Here is a 25,828-nt window from a genome sequence, read left to right as displayed (position 1 = left end):
AGTGGATGATCTCGATTCGCGAGCAGGATTATGGCCTGGACGTGGCCTTGTTCAATGAATTCACGCTGGCCGATTTCCAGCTGCTGGAGCAGGCGCTGCTCAAGCGGCTGGAAGAGCGCGACAAGCCGGACATGCTGCTGGACCTGTCGGAGTTGAAGGACTTCACGCTGGACATGGCGCTGGAAGAGGTGAAGTTCATGCGCGCCCACGAGGAGAAGCTGGGCCGCGTCGCCATCGTGGTGGGCGACGTGTGGATCCGGCTGGCCACCCATATCGCCGGCCTGCTGTCGCATACCCATGTCCAGTATTTCGATCTGACCGAAGAGGCTCAGGCCTGGCTGGCGCGGCCGGTCGCCGCTTGATTTTGGCGCGGATGGCGCTACAGTAGCGGTTTTTGTTCCATTCGAAAGAATAAGAACCGATGCTGAAAAGCCTTTCCAGCCGCCTGGCAGCTGAGCTTGCCGTCCGCGAATCCCAGGTGGCCGCCACCATCGAACTGATAGACGGCGGCGCCACCGTTCCCTTCATCGCCCGTTACCGCAAGGAAGTCACCGGCGGGCTGGACGACACCCAGCTGCGCAACCTGGCCGAGCGCCTGGTCTATCTGCGCGAACTGGACGACCGCCGCGCCAGCATACTCAAGAGCATCGCCGAGCAGGGCAAGCTCAGCCCCGAGCTGGAAGCGGCGCTCTATGCCAGCGACAACAAGACCACGCTGGAAGACATCTACCTGCCCTACAAGCCCAAGCGCCGCACCAAGGCGCAGATCGCCCGCGAGGCCGGCCTGGAGCCGCTGGCCGACAGCCTGCTGGCCGATCCGACGCAAGACCCTAACGCGCTGGCCGAAACCTACCTCAACGCCGAAGCCGGCGTCGCCGACGCCAAAGCGGCATTGGACGGCGCGCGCGCCATCCTGATGGAGCGCTTCGCCGAGGATGCCGAGCTGCTGGGCCGCTTGCGCGAAAAGCTGTGGAGCGAGGGCGAATTGGCGGCCACGGTGGTGGCCGGCAAGGAAACCGAGGGCGCCAAGTTCTCCGATTACTTCGATCACCGCGAGGCCATCAAGGCCATTCCGTCGCACCGCGCGCTGGCCTTGCTGCGCGGCCGCAACGAAGGCGTGCTGAATGTCGCGTTGAAATACCAGCCGGATGAAACGCCGATCACCGAGCGTTCCGGCTATGAGCTGCTGATCGCCGACCGTTTCGATATCCGGGACGCCGGCCGCGCCGCCGACAAGTGGCTGCTGGACGGCGTGCGCCTGTGCTGGCGCGCCAAGATCTTCCTGTCGCTGGAGCTGGAGCTGGTGTCGAGGCTGAAGGAAGCCGCCGACGCCGAAGCGATCAAGGTGTTCGCCGCCAACCTGCATGACCTGCTGCTGGCGGCGCCGGCCGGCCGCCGCGCGACGCTGGGTCTGGACCCGGGCCTGCGCACCGGCTGCAAGGTCGCCGTCGTCGACGATACCGGCAAGGTGCTCGATACCACCGCCATCTATCCGCACGAGCCGCGCCGCGAATGGGACAAATCCATCGCCATCCTCGGCGCGCTGTGCGCCCGCCACAAGGTAGACCTGATCGCCATCGGCAACGGCACAGCCAGCCGCGAAACCGACAAGCTGGCGCAGGACCTGATCAAGGCCTTCCCGCAACTTTCCATGACCAAGATCGTGGTGTCGGAAGCCGGCGCTTCCGTTTATTCCGCCTCCGAACTGGCGGCCAAGGAATTCCCTGACATGGACGTCAGCCTGCGCGGCGCGGTGTCGATCGCCCGCCGCCTGCAAGACCCGCTGGCCGAACTGGTGAAGATCGACCCCAAATCCATCGGCGTCGGCCAGTATCAGCACGACGTCAACCAAAGCCAGCTGGCGCGCGCGCTGGACGGCGTGGTGGAGGATTGCGTCAACGCGGTGGGCGTCGACGTCAATACCGCTTCGGCGCCGTTGCTGACGCGCATCTCCGGCCTGAATGCGACGCTGGCGTCCAATATTGTGTCCTACCGCGACCAGAACGGCGCTTTCCGCACTCGCAAGGAGCTGCTGAAAGTGCCGCGTCTGGGCGACAAAACCTTCGAGCAGGCGGCCGGCTTCCTGCGCATCGCCGGCGGCGACAACCCGCTGGACGCGTCGTCGGTGCACCCGGAAGCGTATCCGGTGGTGGAGAAGATCGTGGCCAAGGCCGGCCGCGAGGTGAAATCGCTGATCGGCGACTCCGCCTTCCTGAAGTCGGTGCGCGCGACCGACTACACCGACGAGCGTTTCGGCCTGCCGACCGTGATGGATATTCTTAAAGAACTGGACAAACCGGGCCGCGATCCGCGTCCGGAGTTCAAGACCGCCGCCTTCCAGGACGGCATCGAGGACATCAAGCATTTGCAGCCGGGCATGGTGCTGGAGGGCGTGGTCACCAACGTCGCCAACTTCGGCGCCTTCGTCGATATCGGCGTGCACCAGGATGGGCTGGTGCATATCTCGGCGCTGTCCAATAAATTCATCGACGATCCGCGCAAGGTGGTCAAGGCTGGCGATGTGGTCAAGGTCAAGGTGCTGGAAGTGGATGTGGTGCGCAAGCGCATCGCACTGACGATGCGGCTGGACGACGAGGTCGGCGCGGGTAATAGCCGCAGCGGCCGAAGCGACGCCCGCGCCGACAGCCGTCCGCGCCAGCAGCGTGGCCAGTCTGCCGCGCCGCAGGGCGATACCGCGATGGCGGCGGCCTTCGCCAAACTGCGCAAGAGCTGAGTTTGACTATATAGAGCGATTGGAACAGGCCGGCGGGTGCGCCGGCCTGTTTGTTTTCGGGGTTTGGGGGCGGGGCGGGCGGCGCGCCATCCGTTTTGTCGATGGCTTTTGCAAATACCCTGTGTTCATATCTTCAGCCAGATCATGGGCTTGGCGGCGCGCGGGGCGGTTTGCGATGAATTTTTCTGATTTTTCGCAAGCAAGGTGTTGACGGGTGCGGGTCCCGGGGGTATAGTTCGCCTCCTCAGCTGACGCAGCGAACGAAACGGCGGAAACGAAACGATTCCGGTGATGACGACGCAGCGATCGGCACCGCTCTTTAACAGACAGAATAACCGATAGGTGTAAGTGTTTGGCGAAAGCCAAAAACTTGCACTGCAAGAGACAAGAGATACTTGTTTATTTCTTTGAACTTGCGTGCCAGAAAATTTGCTATGAGATTGAACTGAAGAGTTTGATCCTGGCTCAGATTGAACGCTGGCGGCATGCTTTACACATGCAAGTCGAACGGTAACAGGGTGCTTGCACCGCTGACGAGTGGCGAACGGGTGAGTAACGCATCGGAATGTACCGTGTAATGGGGGATAGCTCGGCGAAAGCCGGATTAATACCGCATACGCCCTGAGGGGGAAAGTGGGGGACCGTAAGGCCTCACGTTATACGAGCAGCCGATGTCTGATTAGCTAGTTGGTGAGGTAAGAGCTCACCAAGGCGACGATCAGTAGCGGGTCTGAGAGGATGATCCGCCACACTGGGACTGAGACACGGCCCAGACTCCTACGGGAGGCAGCAGTGGGGAATTTTGGACAATGGGCGCAAGCCTGATCCAGCCATGCCGCGTGTCTGAAGAAGGCCTTCGGGTTGTAAAGGACTTTTGTTCGGGAGGAAATCCCGCTGGTTAATACCTGGCGGGGATGACAGTACCGGAAGAATAAGCACCGGCTAACTACGTGCCAGCAGCCGCGGTAATACGTAGGGTGCAAGCGTTAATCGGAATTACTGGGCGTAAAGCGTGCGCAGGCGGTTTTGCAAGTCTGATGTGAAAGCCCCGGGCTCAACCTGGGAACGGCATTGGAGACTGCAAGACTAGAGTGCGTCAGAGGGGGGTAGAATTCCGCGTGTAGCAGTGAAATGCGTAGAGATGCGGAGGAATACCGATGGCGAAGGCAGCCCCCTGGGATGACACTGACGCTCATGCACGAAAGCGTGGGGAGCAAACAGGATTAGATACCCTGGTAGTCCACGCCCTAAACGATGTCAATTAGCTGTTGGGGGTTTGAATCCTTGGTAGCGTAGCTAACGCGTGAAATTGACCGCCTGGGGAGTACGGCCGCAAGGTTAAAACTCAAAGGAATTGACGGGGACCCGCACAAGCGGTGGATGATGTGGATTAATTCGATGCAACGCGAAAAACCTTACCTGCTCTTGACATGTACGGAACTTGGTAGAGATATCTTGGTGCCCGAAAGGGAGCCGTAACACAGGTGCTGCATGGCTGTCGTCAGCTCGTGTCGTGAGATGTTGGGTTAAGTCCCGCAACGAGCGCAACCCTTGTCATTAGTTGCCATCATTTAGTTGGGCACTCTAATGAGACTGCCGGTGACAAACCGGAGGAAGGTGGGGATGACGTCAAGTCCTCATGGCCCTTATGAGCAGGGCTTCACACGTCATACAATGGTCGGTACAGAGGGTCGCTAAGCCGCGAGGTGGTGCCAATCTCATAAAACCGATCGTAGTCCGGATCGCACTCTGCAACTCGAGTGCGTGAAGTCGGAATCGCTAGTAATCGCAGATCAGCATGCTGCGGTGAATACGTTCCCGGGTCTTGTACACACCGCCCGTCACACCATGGGAGTGAGTTTCACCAGAAGTGGGTAGGCTAACCGCAAGGAGGCCGCTTACCACGGTGGGATTCATGACTGGGGTGAAGTCGTAACAAGGTAGCCGTAGGGGAACCTGCGGCTGGATCACCTCCTTTCTAGAGAAGGCGATCGCCAAGCACTTACAGCCTATCGGTTATTCGCGTTAAGGGCAGCTGGATCGAAGAGATTCAGTGCTGAGAAGTTGACTGGGTTTGTAGCTCAGCTGGTTAGAGCACTGTGTTGATAACGCAGGGGTCGTAGGTTCGAGTCCTACCAGACCCACCAGTTGGGGGATTAGCTCAGTTGGGAGAGCACCTGCTTTGCAAGCAGGGGGTCGTCGGTTCGATCCCGTCATCCTCCACCACTTACAGTGCAAACAAAAACGAACTTGATCGAGTTTGATTCTGTTTGCGTTGTTCGCGTGCAGCGAAAGCTGCTCAGCAATACGCCCGATCTTTAACAAACTGAAGAAGCCGAATATATTAAGACGGCGAAACAAACAGCGAGAGTTAAGTCTTTCGTTGAATGAATCGTCATCTTGGGTATTTGATTGTATCAAAGGCTGCGTCGCCATATCAAAAGGGGCGGTGCAGTCGTCGCACAAACACACTTGTTGTTTTAGTGGCTTAGGCTGCTGAAATGATAGGGTCAAGCGACTAAGTGCATCTGGTGGATGCCTTGGCGATCACAGGCGATGAAGGACGTGTAAGCCTGCGAAAAGCGCGGGGGAGCTGGCAATAGAGCTTTGATCCCGCGATATCCGAATGGGGAAACCCGGCCCTTAGGGGTCATCCCTGACTGAATACATAGGTCAGAGGAAGCGAACTCAGCGAACTGAAACATCTAAGTAGCTGAAGGAAAAGAAATCAACCGAGATTCCGTAAGTAGTGGCGAGCGAACGCGGAACAGCCTGTATGTGATAGAGATTGCGTTAGTGGAAGGTTCATGGAAAGGACCGCCGTAGTGGGTGATAGCCCCGTACACGAAAACGCATTCTTGGTACTAAGCATACGAGAAGTAGGGCGGGACACGCGAAATCCTGTCTGAATATGGGGGGACCATCCTCCAAGGCTAAATACTCGTGATCGACCGATAGTGAACCAGTACCGTGAGGGAAAGGCGAAAAGAACCCCGGGAGGGGAGTGAAATAGAACCTGAAACCGGATGCATACAAACAGTGGGAGCGGACTTGTTCCGTGACTGCGTACCTTTTGTATAATGGGTCAGCGACTTACGTTCAGTAGCAAGCTTAACCGAATAGGGGAGGCGTAGGGAAACCGAGTCCGAATAGGGCGCTTTAGTTGCTGGGCGTAGACCCGAAACCGAGTGATCTATCCATGGCCAGGATGAAGGTGCGGTAACACGCACTGGAGGTCCGAACCCACTAGTGTTGCAAAACTAGGGGATGAGCTGTGGATAGGGGTGAAAGGCTAAACAAACTCGGAGATAGCTGGTTCTCCCCGAAAACTATTTAGGTAGTGCCTCATGTATCACTTCCGGGGGTAAAGCACTGTTATGGCTAGGGGGTCATTGCGATTTACCAAACCATGGCAAACTCTGAATACCGGAAAGTGCAAGCATGGGAGACAGACGGTGGGTGCTAACGTCCATCGTCAAGAGGGAAACAACCCAGACCGCCAGCTAAGGTCCCAAATGATCAGTTAAGTGGTAAACGAAGTGGGAAGGCATAGACAGCCAGGATGTTGGCTTAGAAGCAGCCATCATTTAAAGAAAGCGTAATAGCTCACTGGTCGAGTCGTCCTGCGCGGAAGATGTAACGGGGCTCAAACTGATAACCGAAGCTGCGGATGGGCGCGTAAGCGTCCGTGGTAGGGGAGCGTTCTGTAGGTCTGTGAAGGTGTCTCGTAAGGGATGCTGGAGATATCAGAAGTGCGAATGCTGACATGAGTAGCGATAAAGCGGGTGAAAAGCCCGCTCGCCGAAAGCCCAAGGTTTCCTACGCAACGTTCATCGGCGTAGGGTGAGTCGGCCCCTAAGGCGAGGCTGAAAAGCGTAGTCGATGGGAAACGGGTTAAAATTCCCGTACTTTTGTGCAGTGCGATGTGGGGACGGAGAAGGTTAGGTCAGCAGACTGTTGGAATAGTCTGTTCAAGCCGGTAGGCGTGAAGAGTAGGCAAATCCGCTCTTCTTTAACGCCGAGACGTGATAACGAGGGTCTACGGACCTGAAGTGACTGATACCACGCTTCCAGGAAAAGCCACTAAGCTTCAGCTGCACAAGAACCGTACCGCAAACCGACACAGGTGGGCAGGATGAGAATTCTAAGGCGCTTGAGAGAACTCAGGAGAAGGAACTCGGCAAATTGATACCGTAACTTCGGGAGAAGGTATGCCTGTTGAGGTGTAGGACTTCGCGTCCGAAGCTTTGACAGGTCGCAGAGAATCGGTGGCTGCGACTGTTTAACAAAAACACAGCACTGTGCCAACACGAAAGTGGACGTATACGGTGTGACGCCTGCCCGGTGCTGGAAGGTTAAGTGATGGGGTGCAAGCTCTTGATCGAAGCCCCAGTAAACGGCGGCCGTAACTATAACGGTCCTAAGGTAGCGAAATTCCTTGTCGGGTAAGTTCCGACCCGCACGAATGGCGTAACGATGGCCACACTGTCTCCTCCTGAGACTCAGCGAAGTTGAAGTGTTTGTGAAGATGCAATCTACCCGCTGCTAGACGGAAAGACCCCGTGAACCTTTACTGTAGCTTTGCATTGGACTTTGAAGTGGTTTGTGTAGGATAGGTGGGAGGCTTTGAAGCCAGGACGCTAGTTCTGGTGGAGCCGACCTTGAAATACCACCCTGACCCCTTTGAGGTTCTAACCTTGGTCCGTGATCCGGATTGGGGACAGTGCATGGTAGGCAGTTTGACTGGGGCGGTCTCCTCCCAAAGTGTAACGGAGGAGTTCGAAGGTTACCTAGGTACGGTCGGAAATCGTGCTGATAGTGCAATGGCAAAAGGTAGCTTAACTGCGAGACCGACAAGTCGAGCAGGTGCGAAAGCAGGACATAGTGATCCGGTGGTTCTGAATGGAAGGGCCATCGCTCAACGGATAAAAGGTACTCCGGGGATAACAGGCTGATACCGCCCAAGAGTTCACATCGACGGCGGTGTTTGGCACCTCGATGTCGGCTCATCACATCCTGGGGCTGTAGCCGGTCCCAAGGGTATGGCTGTTCGCCATTTAAAGTGGTACGTGAGCTGGGTTCAAAACGTCGTGAGACAGTTTGGTCCCTATCTGCAGTGGGCGTTGGAAGTTTGACGGGGGCTGCTCCTAGTACGAGAGGACCGGAGTGGACGAACCTCTGGTGTACCGGTTGTCACGCCAGTGGCATCGCCGGGTAGCTAAGTTCGGAAGAGATAACCGCTGAAAGCATCTAAGCGGGAAACTTGCCTGAAGATGAGACTTCCCTGGAGGCTTGACCTCCCTGAAGAGTCGTTCGAGACCAGGACGTTGATAGGTCGGGTGTGGAAGCGCTGTGAGGCGTGAAGCTAACCGATACTAATTGCTCGTGAGGCTTGATCCTATCATTTGAGTGGCTTGGGAAACTGAGACACAAGAGAGTGGATGTGCGACGTACGTCAAATACCGAATATATGCGAATCTGTCTGAGAGACGGGTTCGGGCTTCTTTAAGTTTGTACAGTTTATGTCTGGTGGCCATAGCGAGGTGGTCCCACGCCTTCCCATCCCGAACAGGACCGTGAAACGCCTTAGCGCCGATGATAGTGTGGCATTCGCCATGTGAAAGTAGGACACCGCCAGACGCCCCATTTCAACGCCAAGTCGATGACTTGGCGTTACGCCTGAAAAAGGCAATAGAATTACGCAGCAGCGTTACCGTTTTATCTGGTGACAATAGCGAGGTGGTCCCACGCCTTCCCATACCGAACAGGACCGTGAAACGCCTTAGCGCCGATGATAGTGTGGCATTCGCCATGTGAAAGTAGGACATCGCCAGATTCCCCATAAAAAGCCCCAGGCATCAGCCTGGGGCTTTTTGCTTATCTCTCTCCCAAGCATGTCCCGCTGTTGTGTCATTTTCCAGTCAGCTTCATGACAGTTATTTGCGATTAAAATTAAATGTACTAGGCTGACTTGTCATTTTCAGACAGCGCTTGTTCGCTATCCGACTACGTTTGCGCGTGACAGACAACGCAATGTTGCCAAGCTGCAAAGCCTTATCTATGCGATTGGGGTGATTTTCGTCCGGATGGAATGCGAACTCATGGCCTGGCCTGCTATCGTTTTGGTAGTGTTTGGGCGCTAAAGAATATTTTATATTGTCGAACAAAACGGGATGTCCTTGTATACAATAGACGGCTTACCCGGACGCGAGGCCGGGGCTGCAAACAATATTCGGAGAAACCCATGCAATTTGAAGCTTTTGCTCATCATCAAACCGCTTTGCGCGATGCGATCACCGCCGCCTACCGGCGCGACGAACGCGAATGCGTGCAGGCCTTGCTGGCGCAGGCGGCGATGAGTCCGGAACAGGTGAAGTCGGTGCAGCAGCTAGCCAGCCGCTTGGTGACCGAGGTGCGCCGCGAGCGCACCCGCTCCAGCGGCGTCGATGCGCTGATGCATGAGTTCTCTCTGGACAGCAGCGAAGGCATCGCCCTGATGTGTCTGGCGGAGGCGCTGCTGCGCATCCCCGACCGCGTAACCGCGGACAAGCTGATTCGCGACAAGATTTCCCGCGGCGACTGGAAGGCCCACCTGGGTAACAGCTCGTCGCTGTTCGTCAACGCCGCCGCCTGGGGCCTGCTGGTGACCGGCAAGCTGGTTTCCTCGCACAGCGCCTCCGGCCTGTCGGCCGCGATGACCCGGCTGATCGCCAAGGGCGGCGAGCCGCTGATCCGCAAGGGCGTCGACATGGCGATGCGGATGCTGGGCAAGCAGTTCGTCACCGGTGAAACCATTGGGGAGGCGCTGGCCAACGGCCGCGAGCGCGAGGCGCGCGGCTATCGTTTCAGCTACGACATGCTGGGCGAAGCGGCGATGACCGAAGCCGACGCGCAGCGCTATCTGAAAGACTACGTCACCGCCATCCACGCGATCGGCAAGGAGTCGAACGGCCGCGGCATCTATGAGGGCCCGGGCATTTCGGTGAAGCTGTCCGCCATCCACCCGCGCTACGCCCGTCTGAAGCATGAGCGGATGATGAGCGAACTGCTGCCGCGCCTGAAGGATTTGTTCCTGCTGGCCAAGCAGTACAATATCGGCCTGAATATCGACGCCGAAGAAGCCGATCGCCTGGAAATTTCGATGGACCTGGTGGAGGCGCTGGCCAACGATCCGGATCTGAACGGCTTCGAAGGCATAGGCATCGTGGTGCAGGCCTATCAGAAGCGCTGTCCTTATGTCATCGACTTCCTGATCGACCTGGCGCGCCGCACCAGCCACCGCTTCATGGTGCGGCTGGTGAAAGGAGCCTATTGGGACGCCGAGATCAAGCGCGCCCAGGTGGATGGCCTGCCAGGCTACCCGGTGTATACCCGCAAGGTGTACACCGATGTGTCCTACCTCGCCTGCGCCAAAAAACTGCTGGCCGCGCAGGACGCCATCTACCCGCAATTCGCCACCCACAACGCCTACAGCCTGGCGGCGATCTATGACCTGGCCACCGGGCTGGATTATGAATTCCAGTGCCTGCACGGCATGGGGGAAACGCTGTATGACCAAGTGGTGGGCAAGGACAAGCTGGGCAAGGCCTGCCGCATCTACGCGCCGGTGGGTTCGCATGAAACCCTGCTGGCCTACCTGGTGCGCCGCCTGCTGGAAAACGGCGCCAACTCCTCCTTCGTCAACCGCATCGTCGACGAAGCGGTGTCCATCGCCGAACTGGTGACCGACCCGGTGGCCGAAGCGGCCCGCCATGCCGGCGCGCCGCACGGCAAGATCGCGCTGCCGGCCGAGCTGTACGGCAATGGCCGCCGCAACTCCAAGGGCCTGGACCTGTCCAGCGAGCACGTGCTGGCTACCCTGCAGCTGGGCCTGCAGGCGTCCGAGCAGCAACGCTGGGCGGCTTTCCCGATGCTGGGCGACGGCGATGTCAGCGACGGCCAGTTGCTGGAGGTGCGCAATCCGGCCAATCACGCCGACATCGTCGGCAAGGTGATAGAGGCCAGCCCCGCCGATGTGGAGCGCGCGCTGACGCAATCGGCCGGCTACGCCGCCGCCTGGGCCGCCACGCCGGTGGCGGAGCGCGCCGCCTGCCTGAACCGCATGGCCGACCTGATGGAAGCCAATATGCCGGCGCTGATGGGCCTGGCGGTGCGCGAAGCCGGCAAGACGCTGAACAACGCCATCGCCGAAGTGCGCGAGGCGGTGGACTTCTGCCGCTACTACGCCGCGCAGATCGCCGCCGAATTCGACAACGCCAGCCATCAGCCGCTGGGCCCGGTGGTGTGCATCAGCCCGTGGAATTTCCCGCTGGCCATCTTCATCGGCGAAGTGGCCGCGTCGCTGGCCGCCGGCAACACCGTGCTGGCCAAACCGGCCGAGCAGACCAGCCTGATCGCTGCTTACGCCGTGCGCCTGCTGCACGAAGCCGGCGTGCCGCGCGCCGCGCTGCAGTTCCTGCCGGGCCGCGGCGAGGTGGTGGGCGCGGCGCTGACCGGCGACGCGCGCATCCAGGGCGTGATCTTCACCGGCTCCACCGAAGTGGCGCAGATCATCAACCGCACGCTTGCCAAGCGCAGCGACGACACCGTGCTGGTGGCGGAAACCGGCGGCATGAACGCGATGATAGTCGACAGCTCGGCGCTGCCGGAACAGGTGGTGACCGACGTGTTGAGCTCGGCCTTCGACTCCGCCGGCCAGCGTTGCTCGGCGCTGCGCGTGCTCTACCTGCAGCACGACATCGCCGACAAGGTGGTCAAGATGATCAAGGGCGCGATGGACGAGTTGACGGTGGGCAACCCGGCCAAGCTCACCACCGATGTCGGACCGGTGATCGACGCGGAGGCGCAGGCCGGCTTGCTGGCCCATATCGAAAAGATGAAGAAGTCCGCGAGGGCGGTGCATCAGACCAGGCTGTCCAGCGAGTGCGAGCAGGGCACTTATGTCGCGCCGACGCTGTTCGAGATCGACAATCTGTCCGAACTGAAGCGCGAGGTGTTCGGCCCGGTGCTGCACGTGCTGCGCTTCGCCGCCAGCGATCTGGACCAGGTGGTGGCCGAGATCAACGCCACCGGCTACGGCCTGACCCACGGCATTCATAGCCGCATCGACGAAACCATCGCCGACATCTGCGGCAAGATCAAGGCCGGCAACGTCTACGTCAACCGCAATATCGTCGGCGCGGTGGTCGGCGTGCAGCCGTTCGGTGGCGAGGGCAAGTCCGGCACCGGCCCCAAGGCGGGCGGTCCGTATTACTTGTATCGCTTGAGCCGCGCCGCCTGGCAGCCGAAGCTGGCCGCCGTTAACGCTGCCGTCGAGCTGCCGGCGCTGGAGGCGTTGGCCGCCGCCGCCAAGGCGCAGGGGCTGGCGTTGGATGGCGCTATCGCCGCGGCGCGCAAGGAAAGCCCATTGGCGCACAGCGTGGCGCTGCCGGGGCCGACCGGCGAGAACAACACGCTGGGCTTCGCCGGCCGCGGCCGCATCGGCTGCGTGGCGGACGACGCGCAAGCACTGGCTGAACAGCTGGCCGCGGTGTTCGCCGCCGGCAACCGCGCGGTATTGGCCAAGGACGGCGCCGGCGCCAAGCTGGCTGCGCAATTGGGTAGCCATGTCGAACTGGCGGCGGACGTGCTGGCCGCCGACGTGGACGCGGTGCTGTTCGCCGGCTCTGGCGCGGAGGAGGCGCGCCGCCGCCTAGCCGCCCGCGACGGCGCGCTGGCGCAACTGATCCTGCGCGACGCGCATGGCTATAATATTCACCGGCTGGTGGTGGAGCGCGCGCTCAGTGTCAACACCACGGCGGCGGGCGGCAACGCCAGCCTGATGAGCATGAGCGAATAATCAACTTGCCAGGCTCCGGCCGCGTTGAAATAATGCGGCCAGAGTTTTTACTTTAAGAGCAAGACTGGAGCCGGCCTGCTGGCTGGTTGTGTTGAAGCAAGAGAGGAACTGAAGAGATGCAAGTATCCAAGCTGTCTACCCTGACTCTGGCGGTTGCCGCCGCTGTCGCCCTGTCCGCCTGCGGCAAGAAGGAAGAAGCCGCTCCGGCAGGCGCCGCTTCGGCTCCGGCCCAGGCGAGCGCTGGCGGCGACGTGGTCAAGATCGGCTTCGCCGCCCCCTTGACCGGTCCGCAATCGCACTACGGCGAGGAATACAAGAACGGCGTGACCCTGGCGATCGAAGACGCCAACGCCGAGAAGCCGACCATCGCCGGCAAGCCGGTCACCTTCGAACTGGACGCCCAGGACGATCAGGCCGATCCGAAAACCGCCACCCAGCTGGCGCAGAAGTTCGTCGACGAGAAAGTCGCCGGCATCGTCGGCCACTTCAACTCCGGCACTTCGATCCCGGCCTCCAAGATCTACTCCGACGCCGGCATCCCGATGATCGCGATGGCGACTTCGCCGGTATTCACCGCGCAAGGCTTCAAGAACACCTTCCGTTCGATGACCTCCGACACCCAGCAGGGCGGCGTGATGGGCAAGTTCGTGGTGCAGAACCTGAAGGCGAAGAAGATCGTCATCGTCGACGACCGCACCGCCTACGGCCAGGGCCTGGCTGACGAATTCGAGAAGTCCGCCCGCGCGGCCGGCGGCGAAGTGGTGAAGCGCGAGTTCACCAATGACAAGGCCACCGACTTCACCGCCATCCTGACCAGCATCAAGGGCGCGAACCCGGATGCGGTGTTCTACGGCGGCGCCGACGCGCAGTCCGCCCCGATGACCAAGCAGATGAAGCGCCTGGGCATCAAGGCGCCGCTGATCTCCGGCGAAATGACCAAGACCCCGACTTTCCTGCAACTGGCAGGCAAGGAAGCCGACGGCACCATCGCCTCGCTGGCCGGCCTGCCGCTGGAGCAGATGCCGGGCGGCAAGGACTACGAATCGCGCTACAAGGCCCGTTTCAAGTCCGATGTGGCCACCTACTCGCCGTACGGCTACGACGCCGCGCGCACGCTGATCCAGGCGATGAAGGACGCCAATTCGGCCGATCCCAAGGTCTACATGCCGGTGCTGGCCAAGATCACCCACAAGGGCGTGACTTCCAGCAACTGGACCTATGACGACAAGGGCGACCTGAAAGACGGCGGCATCACCGTTTACAAGGTGGAAAACGGCCAGTGGAAAGTGCTGGAAACCGTCGGCGGCGGCGTGGCCAAGGACGCATCCGCAGCCAAGTAAGCCAGCTTTCTCCATGACGAACGGCGCGGACTTCCGCGCCGTTTTTGTTTGCGCGCACAAACGGCCAGACGCGCGCTAATATCGACTACGACAATTTCAATGGGAGAGGCGAATGAAACGGACAAGCATGGAAACGCCGCCGCCATCGCCCTGTATCGGCATCTGCCGCCTGGACGAGAGCGGGCAGGTGTGCGTCGGCTGCCGCCGCACGCTGGACGAGATCGCCGGCTGGTCCAGCTATGGCAAGGAAGAGAAGGAGCGGGTCTGGCAGCGCCTGTTGGCCTTGCCTGTGCCGGTGCAGGCCAAGACCTGCGCCCGTTGCGGCGGTGGCTTCACCTGCGGGGGGGGCGGCGAGGCGGGCGGCTGCTGGTGCGCGGATCTGCCGCGGCGCTTGTCGCCAAGCGCGGCGGACAGCGACTGCCTGTGCCCGGCGTGTCTGCAGCGGCAACTGCGCGTCGAGAATTGAAGCCGCCGGGCGTCCGGCGGCGGGATGGCGCATGCTCGCCGGAGGGGGCCGCAGGTTTTGCCGCGTGGTCGTGACGCCGCTTTCTTCATCCGGACGATAAAGATAGTCTGGCCTATCACGCCTATGCTCATGTGCTATTCTGGCGGTGGATCATATCGTCGGCCAACGCGCCGCTTCCCTTCATGCCCGCCATCATCCGCCAAGCCCTTCCTTCCGATCTGGAAACCATAGTCCTGCTACGCATGCGGCTGTTCGACGACGCGGCCGCGCTCAACGGCGTCGGCCCCGACGAAACCATCCGCGCCGCCACCATCGCGTATTTCCGCCAGGCGCTGCAAGGCGGCGATTGCGTCACCTGGGTGGCGGAGGAGGCCGGCCAGGTGGTCGCCATCGGTTCGCTGGCGGTGTTCGCTCGGCCGCCTTATCCGGGCAATGCTGCCGGGCGGGACGCGTATTTGCTGAATATGTACACGCTGCCGGATCATCGCGGCCAGGGCCATGCGCGGGCGATCGTGCGCAGCGCGCTGGCGCTGGCGCAGCGGCGGGGTTACGGCAAGGTCTGGCTGCATGCGACGGAGGCGGGGCGGCCGCTGTATCGGCAGGAAGGCTTTCTCGCGTCCGCCGATTACATGGAGTGGGCGGCGGGCTAAGCGCCGCTTCCGGTTTGACTGACGGCGGATTGGCCGCCGCTTTGCTGCGAGGAGGGCTTATGTTCGAGCAGGATGTGGTGCGTTACCAGGTGGAAGATGGCATTGGCCGGATCACGCTGAACCGGCCCGACTGCCTGAACGCGATGAACCGCCCGCTGCTGCGCCAGCTGCTGGCGGCGCTGGAGCTGGCCGCGGTGGATGAATCGGCGCGGGCACTGATCCTTTGCGGCAGCGGCCGGGTGTTTTCCGCCGGCGCGGACATCCGCTTTCTCAGCCAGGCTCCGGCGGCCGAGGTGAGGGAGCTGGCGCGGCTGGCGGTGGCTGTGACAAGCAGGATAGAGGCGCTTGGCAAGCCGGTGCTGGCCGCGATCAACGGCGACGCGCTGGGCGGCGGCCTGGAAATCGCCGAAGCCTGCATGTTGCGTCTGGCCGCGCCGCATGCCCGTTTCGGCCACCCGGAAGTGAGGATAGGCGCGGTGGCCGGTTTCGGCGGCACCACGCGGCTGCCCAGGCTGATAGGCAAGGGCAGAGCGGCGGAGCTGCTGCTGACCGGCAGGCTGATCGATGCCGAGGAGGCGTGCCGGCTGGGCCTGATCAATCGGGTGGTGGCCGCCGCGGATTTGCTGGCGGAATCGGAGGCTTTGCTGCGCGAGGTGATGGCGCAGTCGCCGGTGGCGGTGCGGCTCACCTGGGAGGCGTTGCACCGCGGCCTTAGCCTGACGGAAGACGAGGCGGCGCGGCTGGGGGCCGATTATTTCGGCCTGGCGGCGCAGAGTGAGGATTTCCGCATCGGCACCCGCGCTTTTCTCGACAAGCAGGCGCCGCATTTCAAAGGACGCTGATCCGGAGGGTAGGCTTATGAAGCCGCGCATCACTTTGCTGACGCTGGGGGTGGACGATCTGCAGCGCGCGCTGCGTTTTTACCGCGACGGTTTGGGGCTGGCAAGCGAGGGCATAGTCGGCGCCGAGTTCGAGCATGGCGCCGTCGTCTTTTTCGAACTGGAAGGCGGTTTGAAGCTGGCGTTGTACCCGCGCGCCAGCCTGGCGCATGACGCGGGCCTGCCTGAGCCGCGGGCCGCCGCCGCCGGCGTGTCGATCGGCCACAATGTTTCCTCCCGGGGGCAGGTAGATGAAACGATGGCGCAGGCGGCGCGCGCCGGCGGCACCATCGTCAAGCCGGCCATGGACACGTTCTGGGGCGGCTATGCCGGCTATTTCCAGGATCCGGACGGCTATCTGTGGGAGGTGGCCTGGAATCCGCAGTGGGAGGTTCGGGATTGACGACGCGCGGGGAGGGCGGGACTGGCCTGCGCTCCCGGGCAGCGGCTTACTTGTCCCAGATATTGCCCAGCGTGCGGATGGCGGCGTCCATCTGGTCGGCCATTTTGGCGTGGTCGGACAAGTTGGGGTGCCAGTTGCAGCCGGTCAGCTCTATGTTTTGCCAGTCCACGTAGGCCACCGTCGTCCCTTGCTGTCTTTCCTCGTCGGCGATGCGGCTGACCAGCGGCCGCATCCGGTCGGCTGGCCAGAGATAAGTGGCGGCCAGCAGGAAGGCGGGGTTGTCGTAGCGCTGCTTCAGGCGGGCGATCAGGCCGTGATAGGCCTGGACGTAGTCGTCGGCCAACTGCTGCTGGCTGCGCTTTTCTCCAGGGCCGACATCGGTGCCGAAATCATTGACGCCGAGCGCGATCACCACCAGCTGCGGCCGCCAGTTGTCGCGATGCTCGGCGTTGTTGCCTGGCGCGCTGGCCGGCAGGTTCTGCAACAGCCGCGGATGATAGCTGCGGTAGTCGACTTCCGGCATATTGCCGCCCCAGTTGCGCACCATGCCCATGCCGGACATGCCGTCGTTCTGAATTTGCGCGCCGTGGCGTTTGCCCAGATAAGCGGCGAAGCTCTGGCTGGCGTCGCTGCGCTCGACGATTTGCTGATCGGTGCAGTCGCGGGTGGTGGACAGGTTGCCGTAGGCCACGGTCCAGGAATCGCCGATGAATTCAATCTGGCGGCGCGGCTTGGGCGGCTGCTCCAGCACTTGGCCCTGGCGCAGCGAAAATCCTTTGAACCAGCCGGGATTGTCCGGAGACTGGGTCAGCTTGAACAGGCGCACGATGTGCGGGCGGCGGTCCGGCAGGTCTTGCCAGAGCGTGCGCTCGCCGGCGGCCGGGCCGATTTTTTGCACCGCCTTGCCATCCACTTCCAGCGCATAGTAGTTGACCGCGTCGTCCAGCGTGACGCCCACCGCCTGGGCGGCGACGCGGACCTGCCAGTTGACGCCGGGCCAGGTGGCCTGCCAGCCGTCGGCGTGGCGGACTTGCCGCCCTTCGGCTTGCACCGCCCAGCGCGGCACCGTCGCATCGGCATGCGCCAGATGGCCGATGGCCAGCAGCCATAGCGCCGCCATTGTTTTTGCAGTTTTCATCGTCTTCTCCATTTAAATGCCATTTGAATTATTGTGCGGTATTAAATAAATTCAATGGATATTTTCATGGGGCGATGGCTGCAATGGCGGGCGCGCTCAGGCCTGGCCGGGCCAGCGGTCGTCGTAGACCAGGTCGGCCAGGTTTTGCCGGCGGGCCCAGTTTTCCTGCTCCAGCATCGGCTTCTCGTAAAACGCCTCGACATGGCCGATGCACAGTATCGCCACCGGCCGCGCGCCGGCCGGTATGGCCAGCAGCGCGGCCAGCTTGGCCGGATCGAAGATGGATACCCAGCCCAGGCCCAGGCCTTCGGCGCGGGCGGCCAGCCACATGTTCTGGATCGCGCAGGCCACCGAGGCCAGGTCCATCTCAGGCAGCGTGCGGCGGCCGAACACGTGCCGCTCGCGGCCGTCCATCAGCGCCGCCACCAGCACTTCGCCGCAATCCAGCAGGCCTTCCACCTTCAGTTTCATGAACTCGTCTTCGCGCTCGCCCAGCGCGCGGGCGGTCTGGATGCGCTCTTGCTCCACCAGCGCGTGCAGCTGGCCGCGCAGTTCGGCGCTGCGGATGCGGATGAAGCGCCACGGCTGCATGAAGCCGACGCTGGGCGCGAAGTGGGCGGCGGCCAACAGCCGCCGCATGGTTTCGGAATCGATCGGGTCCGGCAGGAAGTGGCGCATGTCGCGGCGTTCGCGGATAGCGCGGTAGATGGCGTCGATGTCGGCTTGCGGATAACGGTTCATGACAGGAACAGGCTCGCGGTGGCAAGGGGATTGGACGGAAAGTAGGCGTGGAAATAGCTGGCCAGCAGGCTGCCGCGGCGATACAGCGCCTCGCCCTGGCCGGCGCCGCTGGCGCGCTCGGCGCGGGCGATTGGCTCCAGAGCCGTTTCCAGCCGGGTGTAGTGGAAGGTATGGCCGCGCAGCGCGCCGCCGGGGAAGTCCATTTGCTGCAGGCCCAACCCGCACAGCCGCGCTTGCAGCGTGGCGTGGCCGGGCAGCAGCCCCAGCATCGCCGCGTTGTCGTTATCGCGGTTGGTCAGCCTGTCCAGCAGGTAGAGCATGCCGCCGCACTCGGCGTACAGCGGCTTGCCGGCTTCGACGTGTCCATGCAGATCCGCTTTCAGCGCCGTGTTGGCGGACAGCGTTTCAAGATGCAGCTCCGGGTAGCCGCCGGGCAGGTAGACGGCGTCGCAGTCCGGCAGCGCGGCGTCGGCCAGCGGCGAGAAGAAGGCCAGTTCGGCGCCCAGCTGGCGCAGCGTTTCCAGATTGGCTGGATAGACGAAGGCGAAGGCGGCGTCGCGGGCGATGGCGATGCGCTTGCCCGCCAGCTGCCTGGGCACGGCAGGCTGCGCGATGGCGGGAAAGGCGGCTGGCGGCGGCAGCGCGGCCAAGGCGGTGCCCGCGATCTGCGCCGCCGAACGCTCCAGCCTGGCGTCCAGATCGGCGATCTCCTGCGCCTGCACCAGGCCCAGGTGGCGTTCCGGCAGCCGCGCCGCCTCGTCGCGGCGCAGCGCGGCCAGCAGCGGCAGATGGACGGGCAACTGCTGGGCCAGCATTTCGGCATGGCGCTCGCTGGCGACGTGGTTGGCGACCAAACCGTGCAAGACCAGGCCGGGACGGAAGCTGGCCAAGCCGTGGGCGACGGCGGCGAAGGTCTGCGCCATGCCGGCGGCGTCTATCACCGCGACCAGCGGCACGCCCAGCAACTCGGCCAGGTCGGCGCTGCTGGGGGTGCCGTCGAACAGGCCCATGCTGCCCTCGATCAGGATCAGGTCCGCTTCCGCCGCGGCCTGATGCAGCCGGGCGCGGCAGTCGTCCTCGCCGTTCATCCACAGGTCCAGGCCGTAGACGGTGTGGCCGCTGGCCTGCTCCAGGATGTAGGGGTCGAGAAAGTCCGGGCCGGTCTTGAACACCCGCACCCGGCGGCCCTGCTTGCGGTGATGCCGCGCCAGCGCCGCCGTCAGCGTGGTCTTGCCCTGGTGCGAGGCGGGCGCGGTGAGAAACAGCGCCGGGCAGTGGCGGGTTTCCATCTCAGAATTCCACGCCCTGTTGCGCCTTGATGCCCTGTTCGCGGTAGGGGTGTTTGACCAGCCGCATTTCGGTCACCAGGTCCGCCGCTTCGATCAGCGCTTCCGGCGCGTGGCGGCCGGTGACCACCACGTGCAGGTCGGCCGGGCGGGCGGCGAAGGCGGCCAGCACTTCGTCCAGCGGCAGGTATTCGTATTTCAGCACCACGTTCAGTTCGTCCAGGATCACCATATCGTATTCGCCGCTGGCCAGCATGCGGCAGGCTTCGTCCCAGCCCTTGCGTGCGGTGGCGATGTCGGCGTCGCGGTTCTGGGTGTTCCAGGTATAGCCTTCGCCCATGGTGTGGAAGTCGCAGTTGGGAAAGCCGCCCAGCAGGTCGCGCTCGGCGGTGTGCAGCGCGCCCTTGATGAACTGCACCACGCCCAGCTGCATGCCGTGGCCGACGGTGCGCAGCCCCATGCCGAAGGCGGCGCTGCTTTTGCCCTTGCCGGTGCCGGTGTGGACGATGAGCAGGCCTTTTTCCTTGGTGGCGGCGGCTTTTTTCTTTTCAAAGCCCGCCTTGCGCTTCTCGGCCATGCGTTGGTGGGATGCCGGATCGGTTTTCATGTTTGGCTCCTTGAGGGAATGGCGAAGCGGCGGCTCAGCGCGCGCGCATCAGCCAGATGAAGAAGGCGCCGCCTATCGCCGCGGTGCCGACGCCTACCGGGATGTCCTCCGGCGCGATCAGCGTGCGCGCGGCGGCGTCCACCCAGATCAGGAAAATGGCGCCGGACAGCGCGCACACCGGCAGCAGCCGGCGGTGGTCGGCGCCGACGAAGCGGCGGGCGATGTGCGGAATCATCAGGCCGACGAAGCCTATCGCGCCGCTGACCGCCACCATCACGCCGGTCATCAGCGAGGAGACGGCGAACACCGCCAGGCGCAGCCGCGACACCTGTATGCCCAGCGTGACGGCGGTCTGTTCGCCCGCCATCAGCGCATTGAGCGGGCGGCCCAGCGCGGCCAGCGCCAACAGGCCGGAACCCAGCGCCAGCGCCGGCACCGGCAGCAGTTCCCAGCGCGCCTGGCCCAGGCCGCCCAGCATCCAGAACAACACCGACGAGGTGGAGCGGTGGTCGCCCAGGTAGATCAGCAGATTGGCCAGCGCCATCATGAAGAAGGACACCGCCACGCCGGCCAGCAGCAGTCGTTCGGCCTGCAGCCGGCGCTGGCGCAGCGCGACCGCCATCACCAGCGCGGTGCTGAGCAGCGCGCCGGCGAAAGCCGCCAGCGGCAAGGTGAGGCTGCCGGCCAGGTTGCCGGTGAACAGCAGCACCGACACCGCGCCCAGCGTGGCGCCGGAGCTGACGCCCAGCAGGTGCGGGTCGGCCAGCTTGTTGCGGGTGGCCGCCTGCAGCACCGCGCCCACCAGCGCCAGGCCGGCGCCGACCAGGCCGCCCAGCAGCACCCGCGGCAGCCGCAGCTGCCAGACGATCAGGTCCTGGCCCGGCTGCCAGGCGGGGGCGACCGGCGCGCCCAGCTGATGCAGCAGGATGGACCAGCTATCGGCCAGGCCGACCGGCGCGGGGCCCAGGCCCACGGTCAGCAGCACCGAGGCGGCCAGCGCCGCCAGCAGCGCCAGCAGAATGGGCGGCAGCGGCGCCGGGCCGCGCGCGAAAGCGGGGACGCTCACCGGGCGAAAGCCTGCGGGTGCAGGCCGCGCGCCAGCGCCACCACCGCGTCGGCATTGGCGATGCCCGGCGTCGCGCTGTCATAGGGCAGCACGATGAAGCGCTGGTTCTTCACGCCGTCCAGCTTGCCCAGCGCCGGGTGGTTGCGCAGGAAGGCGATCTTCTGCTGCGCGGTCACCTTGCCGTAGTCGATGATGATGATGGCCTGCGGGTTGCGGGCGATCACCGTTTCCCAATTCACCCGGGTCCAGCTGGCGTCGACGTCGTCCAGGATGTTGCGGCCGCCGGCGGCCTGGATCAGCGCGTTGGGCATCGCCAGACGGCCGGCGCTGAAGGGGCGGTCTTCGCCGCTGTCGTAGACGAAGACCGACGGCGTGGCCTGGCGCTTGGCGACGCGGGCGGACGCGCTGTCCACTTTGGCGCGCATCTCGGCGATGACTTTTTGCGCGCGCGGCTCCACGTCGAAGATGCGGCCGAGGTTGCCGATGTCGCGGTAGACGTCGGCAAGGCTGGCCGCCGGGCGCTTCATCACGTGGGCGCAGGATTCGCTCAATTCATAGACATTGATGCCCAAGGGCGCCAGCGAAGCCGGCGTCACCGGGCCGCCGACGCGCATGCCGTAATCCCAGCCGGCGAAGAAGAAGTCGGCGCGGCGCGCCAGCAAGGCCTCGGCCGACGGGTAGTCGCCGGCCAGCTCCGGCAACGCGCCCAGCGCCTGCTTCAATGGGGCATTCAATTTGTTCCAGGCGCTGATGCCGCTATAGCCGGCCATGCGTTTTTGCAGGCCCAGCGCCACCATCATCTCGGTCATGTTGATGTCGTGGCTGACCGCGCGTTCGGGCGCGCGCTGGAAAGTCACCTGGCGGTTGCAGCTCTGGACGGTCAGCGGGTAATGGCCGGCGTGCGCCTGGACGGCGGACAGGGCGGCGAGGCCGGCGGCCAGCAGCAGGGGAAAGTCAAATCTCATGGCTATGCTCTTCGGTGATCAGGGTGATGCGGGGGTGGCCGGCCAGCGGGTGCGCGTCTATCAGCGCCCGCACGCCGAATACCTCGCGCAGCAGGTCGGCGGTCAGGACTTCGGCCGGACTGCCGCTGGCGACGATGCGGCCCTCTTGCAGCGCGTACAGGCGGTCGCAGAAGGCGGCCGCCAGGTTGAGGTCGTGCAGGGTGGCGACGGCGGCGATGCCCAGCCGGCGCACCAGGCGCAGCAGCGACAGCTGGTGGCGCAGGTCCAGGTGATTGGTCGGCTCGTCCAGGATCAGCAGTTCCGGCTGTTGCGCCAGCGCCCGCGCCAGCAGCGCGCGTTGCTTCTCGCCGCCGGACAGCGTGGCGAAGGGCTGGTGTTGCCGCTCCAGCAGCCCCACCTGGCGCAAGGCGTCGTCGACGATGTCGGCATCGTCCGCTGGCGCGCCGCGCAGCAGCGACTGGTGCGGGATGCGGCCCATCTCCGCGGCCTCGCGCACGGTCAGGCCGAAGTCCTCCGGGAACTCCTGCAGCACCACCGCCACGCGGCGGGCGAAGGCGGCGGCGGACTGGCGCCAGATGTCGGCGCCGTCCAGCCTGGCCTCGCCGGCCAGCGGCTGGTTGAAGCGGAAGGCGCAGCGCAGCGTGCTGGTCTTGCCGCTGCCGTTGGGGCCGATGACGCCGACGAACTCGCCGGGCCGGACGGTGAGCGCGATGCCGCGCAGCAGCCGCTCTTCCGGCGCGCAGCGCGGATCGGGCGACCAGTCCAGGCCGCATAGTTCCAATGCGCTCACCGCCTAGCTCCAGTGCGCGCCGGTGATGTCGCGCAGCAAGGCCACCACGCGCGGGCGGCTGGGGTGGTAGCCGATGAACACCAGCTGCGCCTGGCGCGGCGCGGCCAGCGCCTCGTCGCGGCTCAGTTCGATGCGCTTGCGCACGCCTTGGGCCAGCAGCCGGCCGGGGCCGTCGGCGCAGGCGGCGAAGCCCTTGATGCGCAGCAGCGGCTCCTCGCGGGCGATGGCCTCCAGCGCCGCCGCCAGCTTGTCGGCATGCTGCGGCTCCTTGCTGCGGATCATGAACGATTGCCAGCCTGGGTCCTGCTCGTGGAAATGCTTGTGGGTGGACAGGCCGTGGCTGTGCGCGGCCTGGCCGCCGTGGCTATGGCCATCGAGCAAAGTTTGGTTGGCCAGCGGCCGCATCGCCAGCCCCGGCATGCTGGCCACCGGGCCGTAATGGCGGTGCGCGGCCGGCGCGGCCTCGTGCAGATGCAGGCCCAGCGTCAGCCGGGTGTCCAGCCTGGCTTGATAGGCCAGTTCGATGAAGCGGATCGACGGCGCCTGCCGGCGCACGGCTTCCTCCGCCGCCAGCAGTTCATCTGCGGACAGCGCGTCTATCTTGTTCAGCACCACGATGTCGGCGTGGCCCAGCTGCTGGTCGAACAGTTCCGCCACCGCGTCGGCCTCGCCGCCGTTGCCGGCCGGGGAGAAGTGTCCGGCCAGCAGCAGCGGGGTGTCGACCACCGCCAGCGTCGCGTCCAGCACGAAATAGGGCGCCAGCGCCTCGCTTTGCAGCTGCGCCATCACCGCGCTGGGCAGCGCGAGGCCGGAGGTTTCGATCAGCACGTGGTCGATCTGCTGGCGGCGCTGCCACAGCGCCAGCATGGTGGGCAGGAAGTCGGCGTCGTCGTCGTAGGCCACCAGGCCGTTGGCCAGGTCGTGGATTTCCACGCCGCCGGCGTCGGCGTCGCGCAGCAGGCCGCCGTCTATCGACACCTCGCCGAACTCGTTGACGAGTATCGCCAGCCGGCGTTGCTTGTTGTTTTCCAGCAGCTTGGACAGCAGCGTGGTCTTGCCGGCGCCGAGGAAACCGGTCAGCACGGTGACGGGAAGGCGCGGCGCGCTCATGCCTGGCCTCCCTGCGGCAGGGCCGCCAGAACGGACTCGAAATCGTCGAAAGATTGCGGGTAGTCCAGTTGCGGCCGGTCGATGACGATGAACGGGATGCCCAGCGCCGCCGCGGCCGTGGCCTTGGCGTCGAAACCGCCGGCCTCGCCGCCGTCCTTGCTGATCACGCAGTCGATTCCCCAGTCGCGCCACAGCGCCTCGTTGGCGGCCTGCGAGAACGGGCCTTGCATCGCGCAGATGCGCGAACGCGGGAGTCCTAAGTCCAGCGCCCGCTGCAGGTGCTGCGGGTCCGGCGCCAGCCGCACGAACCATTGATGTTTGTGCTCCGCGTCGGCGGCGAGGAAGCGGTGCAGCTCCTTGCTGCCGGTGGCGAGAAATATGCGGTGTCCTTTCGCCATCGCCAGTCTGGCGGCTGCGTCGCTGTCGGCGCAGCGGATCACCGGATGCGCGCTGCCGCTGGCCGGCCTTTCGTAGCGCAGATAGGGCAGGGCCAGCTCCTCGGCCAGCGCCATCAGCTGCTGCGACATCTCTCTGGCGTAGGGGTGGGTGGCGTCGACGATGGCCGAAGCCCGGCTGCCGGACAGCAGCTCGCGGCGGCGCTCCACGCCCAGCCGGCCGCTGACGGTGGCGACGCCGGGCACGGCCTGCTGCGCTTGCTCGTTGCCGTAATCGCTGGCGCTGCTGACCACCACCGCGCGGCCGGTTTCGGCGATGGCGCGCGACAGCGCGTTGCCGTCGCTGGTGCCGGAAAACACCCAGGCCGCGCCGGCGGGCAGCGCGTCGGCCTTCACCGTGTCGCTGGTGTTGTCCCAGTTGAAGTAGCCGCGCGGGGTGAACATCCAGTTGCGCTTGCGGCGGGTGAAGCGGTTGCCGATGACGATGCTGGTCAGCATGTCGAAGCGGCGGGTGCGCAGCTCGGCCAGGGTGACGATTTCCACCGCCTGGTCTTCGCGGTAGGCGTTGCGGACGATGCCGCACAATGTCTCAGGCTTTTTGTGCTCCAGCATGATGTCCAGGATGCGGTAGACGCCCTCCTGGCGCTGGCGGCTTTGCACGTTGTAGAACACCACCGCCAGGTCTGCCTGGGCGATGTGGCGGGCGCGGGTTTCGATCCACTCCCACGGGCACAGCAGGTCGGACAGGCTCAGCGTGGCGAAATCGTGCGACAGCGGCGCGCCGAGCAGCGACGCGCAGGAGTTGGCCGAGGTGATGCCGGGGATCAGCTGCACGTCGAAGCTATCGTCCTCGCGCATGTCTTCGTAGGCCAGCGTGGCCATCGCGTAGACGCCGATGTCGCCGCTGGACAGCAAGGCCACGGTCTTGCCGGCGCGGGCTTCGTCCAGGGCCAGCTGCGCGCGTTCGCGCTCCTGGGTCAGCGGCAGCGTGCGGATGTCCTTGCCGGCGATCCATGGTTGCACCCAGGTCAGGTAGAGGTCGTAGGAGACGATCACGTCGCTCGCGGCCAGCGCCTGGCGGGCAAGGTCGGGGATCAGTTCGGCGCGGCCGGGGCCGACCGAGACGAGGTAGAGTTTGCCGGTCATGGATGTGTTCTCTTGATTTTGCATTCTGTAATTGTTTTGGCGCTGTTGATGTGTGGTTCCGCCCGGTGGGCGGGTAAGGGGGCTGCGCGGCCAGCCCCCTTACAACCCCAGGCCGCCCCTGCGTCGCGCGAATTTCCGGCAAACATCAGGCTGGCAAGGCGCTGCCGAACTCGCCGCGCGCTAGCGTCGCACGGCTCAAACAAGCGGCAGCTTAAAACCTTGCCAGCCTGATTTTTACCGGCGCGCGCCAAAGGGGAGTGGGGGTGCGCCACCGA

General features: G+C 63.9%; 17 protein-coding genes, 2 tRNA genes and 4 rRNA genes. 14 read left to right on the top strand and 9 right to left on the bottom strand.

The annotated features are described in order from the left end of the window. Positions 1 to 5: 5 nt before the first annotated feature. From U6115_RS17275 to U6115_RS17210, 14 genes are all read left to right on the top strand, one after another. Entirely contained in the window at positions 6 to 362 is a 357-nt protein-coding gene (locus U6115_RS17275; protein WP_043575267.1) for a SpoIIAA family protein, read from the top strand. 59 nt (positions 363 to 421) lie between these two features. After that, positions 422 to 2,734, top strand: coding sequence for a Tex family protein (locus tag U6115_RS17270; RefSeq protein ID WP_043575265.1), 2,313 nt, complete (start codon positions 422 to 424; stop codon positions 2,732 to 2,734). A gap of 442 nt (positions 2,735 to 3,176) precedes the next feature. Continuing rightward, positions 3,177 to 4,712 (top strand): 16S ribosomal RNA (locus tag U6115_RS17265). 92 nt (positions 4,713 to 4,804) lie between these two features. After that, positions 4,805 to 4,881 (top strand) — tRNA-Ile (locus U6115_RS17260). A 3-nt stretch (positions 4,882 to 4,884) separates the two neighbouring features. Further along, positions 4,885 to 4,960, top strand: a tRNA-Ala gene (locus tag U6115_RS17255). A gap of 282 nt (positions 4,961 to 5,242) precedes the next feature. After that, a 23S ribosomal RNA gene (locus tag U6115_RS17250) occupies positions 5,243 to 8,134 on the top strand. Positions 8,135 to 8,259: 125 nt separating this feature from the next. Further along, positions 8,260 to 8,374 (top strand): 5S ribosomal RNA (rrf, locus tag U6115_RS17245). A gap of 81 nt (positions 8,375 to 8,455) precedes the next feature. After that, positions 8,456 to 8,570: ribosomal RNA gene (gene rrf, locus U6115_RS17240) — 5S ribosomal RNA — on the top strand. Together the 16S, 23S and 5S rRNA genes with 2 tRNA genes alongside form the textbook arrangement of a ribosomal RNA operon. 408 nt (positions 8,571 to 8,978) lie before the next feature. Next, complete coding sequence (putA, locus tag U6115_RS17235; RefSeq protein ID WP_043574141.1) at positions 8,979 to 12,572, top strand: trifunctional transcriptional regulator/proline dehydrogenase/L-glutamate gamma-semialdehyde dehydrogenase; 3,594 nt, start codon at positions 8,979 to 8,981, stop codon at positions 12,570 to 12,572. A gap of 116 nt (positions 12,573 to 12,688) precedes the next feature. Continuing rightward, a complete protein-coding gene (locus U6115_RS17230) occupies positions 12,689 to 13,912 on the top strand; it encodes a branched-chain amino acid ABC transporter substrate-binding protein (RefSeq protein WP_043574138.1) in 1,224 nt (407 codons plus the stop codon). A gap of 112 nt (positions 13,913 to 14,024) precedes the next feature. Beyond that, positions 14,025 to 14,378 carry a DUF1289 domain-containing protein gene (locus U6115_RS17225; RefSeq protein WP_230623347.1) on the top strand — a complete coding sequence of 118 codons (354 nt, stop codon included), beginning with the start codon at positions 14,025 to 14,027 and terminating at the stop codon, positions 14,376 to 14,378. A 182-nt stretch (positions 14,379 to 14,560) separates the two neighbouring features. Further along, positions 14,561 to 15,028: a GNAT family N-acetyltransferase gene (locus U6115_RS17220; RefSeq protein WP_043574133.1), complete on the top strand. Its 468-nt coding sequence runs from the start codon at positions 14,561 to 14,563 to the stop codon at positions 15,026 to 15,028. 59 nt (positions 15,029 to 15,087) lie between these two features. Further along, positions 15,088 to 15,870: an enoyl-CoA hydratase/isomerase family protein gene (locus U6115_RS17215; RefSeq protein ID WP_043574128.1), complete on the top strand. Its 783-nt coding sequence runs from the start codon at positions 15,088 to 15,090 to the stop codon at positions 15,868 to 15,870. Between the two features lie 16 nt (positions 15,871 to 15,886). Next, positions 15,887 to 16,309 (top strand): VOC family protein, encoded by a 423-nt coding sequence (locus U6115_RS17210; protein WP_043574126.1) that lies wholly within the window; start codon positions 15,887 to 15,889, stop codon positions 16,307 to 16,309. A gap of 46 nt (positions 16,310 to 16,355) precedes the next feature. Here U6115_RS17210 and U6115_RS17205 read toward each other — a convergent pair whose 3' ends face one another. The 9 genes from U6115_RS17205 to cobJ form a co-directional block, all read right to left on the bottom strand. Then, on the bottom strand, positions 16,356 to 17,447 hold the full coding sequence (locus U6115_RS17205; protein WP_160310674.1) for an SGNH/GDSL hydrolase family protein: 1,092 nt from the start codon (positions 17,445 to 17,447) through the stop codon (positions 16,356 to 16,358). A 96-nt stretch (positions 17,448 to 17,543) separates the two neighbouring features. Then, positions 17,544 to 18,188 carry a 5,6-dimethylbenzimidazole synthase gene (gene bluB, locus U6115_RS17200; RefSeq protein WP_043574124.1) on the bottom strand — a complete coding sequence of 215 codons (645 nt, stop codon included), beginning with the start codon at positions 18,186 to 18,188 and terminating at the stop codon, positions 17,544 to 17,546. Beyond that, entirely contained in the window at positions 18,185 to 19,477 is a 1,293-nt protein-coding gene (locus U6115_RS17195; protein WP_043574122.1) for a cobyrinate a,c-diamide synthase, read from the bottom strand. Before U6115_RS17195 ends, bluB begins: the two co-directional genes overlap by 4 nt. 1 nt (position 19,478) lies before the next feature. Next, positions 19,479 to 20,081, bottom strand: a complete 603-nt coding sequence (gene cobO, locus U6115_RS17190; protein WP_043574118.1) for a cob(I)yrinic acid a,c-diamide adenosyltransferase — start codon at positions 20,079 to 20,081, stop codon at positions 19,479 to 19,481. 34 nt (positions 20,082 to 20,115) lie between these two features. Next, on the bottom strand, positions 20,116 to 21,147 hold the full coding sequence (locus tag U6115_RS17185; protein WP_062961530.1) for a FecCD family ABC transporter permease: 1,032 nt from the start codon (positions 21,145 to 21,147) through the stop codon (positions 20,116 to 20,118). Continuing rightward, on the bottom strand, positions 21,144 to 22,112 hold the full coding sequence (locus tag U6115_RS17180) for an ABC transporter substrate-binding protein (protein WP_043574117.1): 969 nt from the start codon (positions 22,110 to 22,112) through the stop codon (positions 21,144 to 21,146). The genes U6115_RS17185 and U6115_RS17180 overlap by 4 nt, the downstream gene beginning before the upstream one ends. Continuing rightward, the gene (locus U6115_RS17175; protein ID WP_043574115.1) at positions 22,102 to 22,902 is read right to left on the bottom strand and encodes an ABC transporter ATP-binding protein; all 801 of its coding nucleotides are present in this window, start codon (positions 22,900 to 22,902) and stop codon (positions 22,102 to 22,104) included. Before U6115_RS17175 ends, U6115_RS17180 begins: the two co-directional genes overlap by 11 nt. Positions 22,903 to 22,905: 3 nt before the next feature. Next, positions 22,906 to 24,012 carry a CobW family GTP-binding protein gene (locus U6115_RS17170; RefSeq protein WP_043574113.1) on the bottom strand — a complete coding sequence of 369 codons (1,107 nt, stop codon included), beginning with the start codon at positions 24,010 to 24,012 and terminating at the stop codon, positions 22,906 to 22,908. After that, positions 24,009 to 25,553 carry a precorrin-3B C(17)-methyltransferase gene (gene cobJ / locus U6115_RS17165; RefSeq protein ID WP_043574111.1) on the bottom strand — a complete coding sequence of 515 codons (1,545 nt, stop codon included), beginning with the start codon at positions 25,551 to 25,553 and terminating at the stop codon, positions 24,009 to 24,011. Before cobJ ends, U6115_RS17170 begins: the two co-directional genes overlap by 4 nt. Positions 25,554 to 25,828 lie beyond the last annotated feature (275 nt).

The organism is Chromobacterium subtsugae (assembly GCF_035919665.1).
GTDB lineage: Bacteria > Pseudomonadota > Gammaproteobacteria > Burkholderiales > Chromobacteriaceae > Chromobacterium > Chromobacterium subtsugae.
Note: the sequence above shows the minus strand (reverse complement) of the source record. Positions and strands in the feature narration are given on the sequence as shown.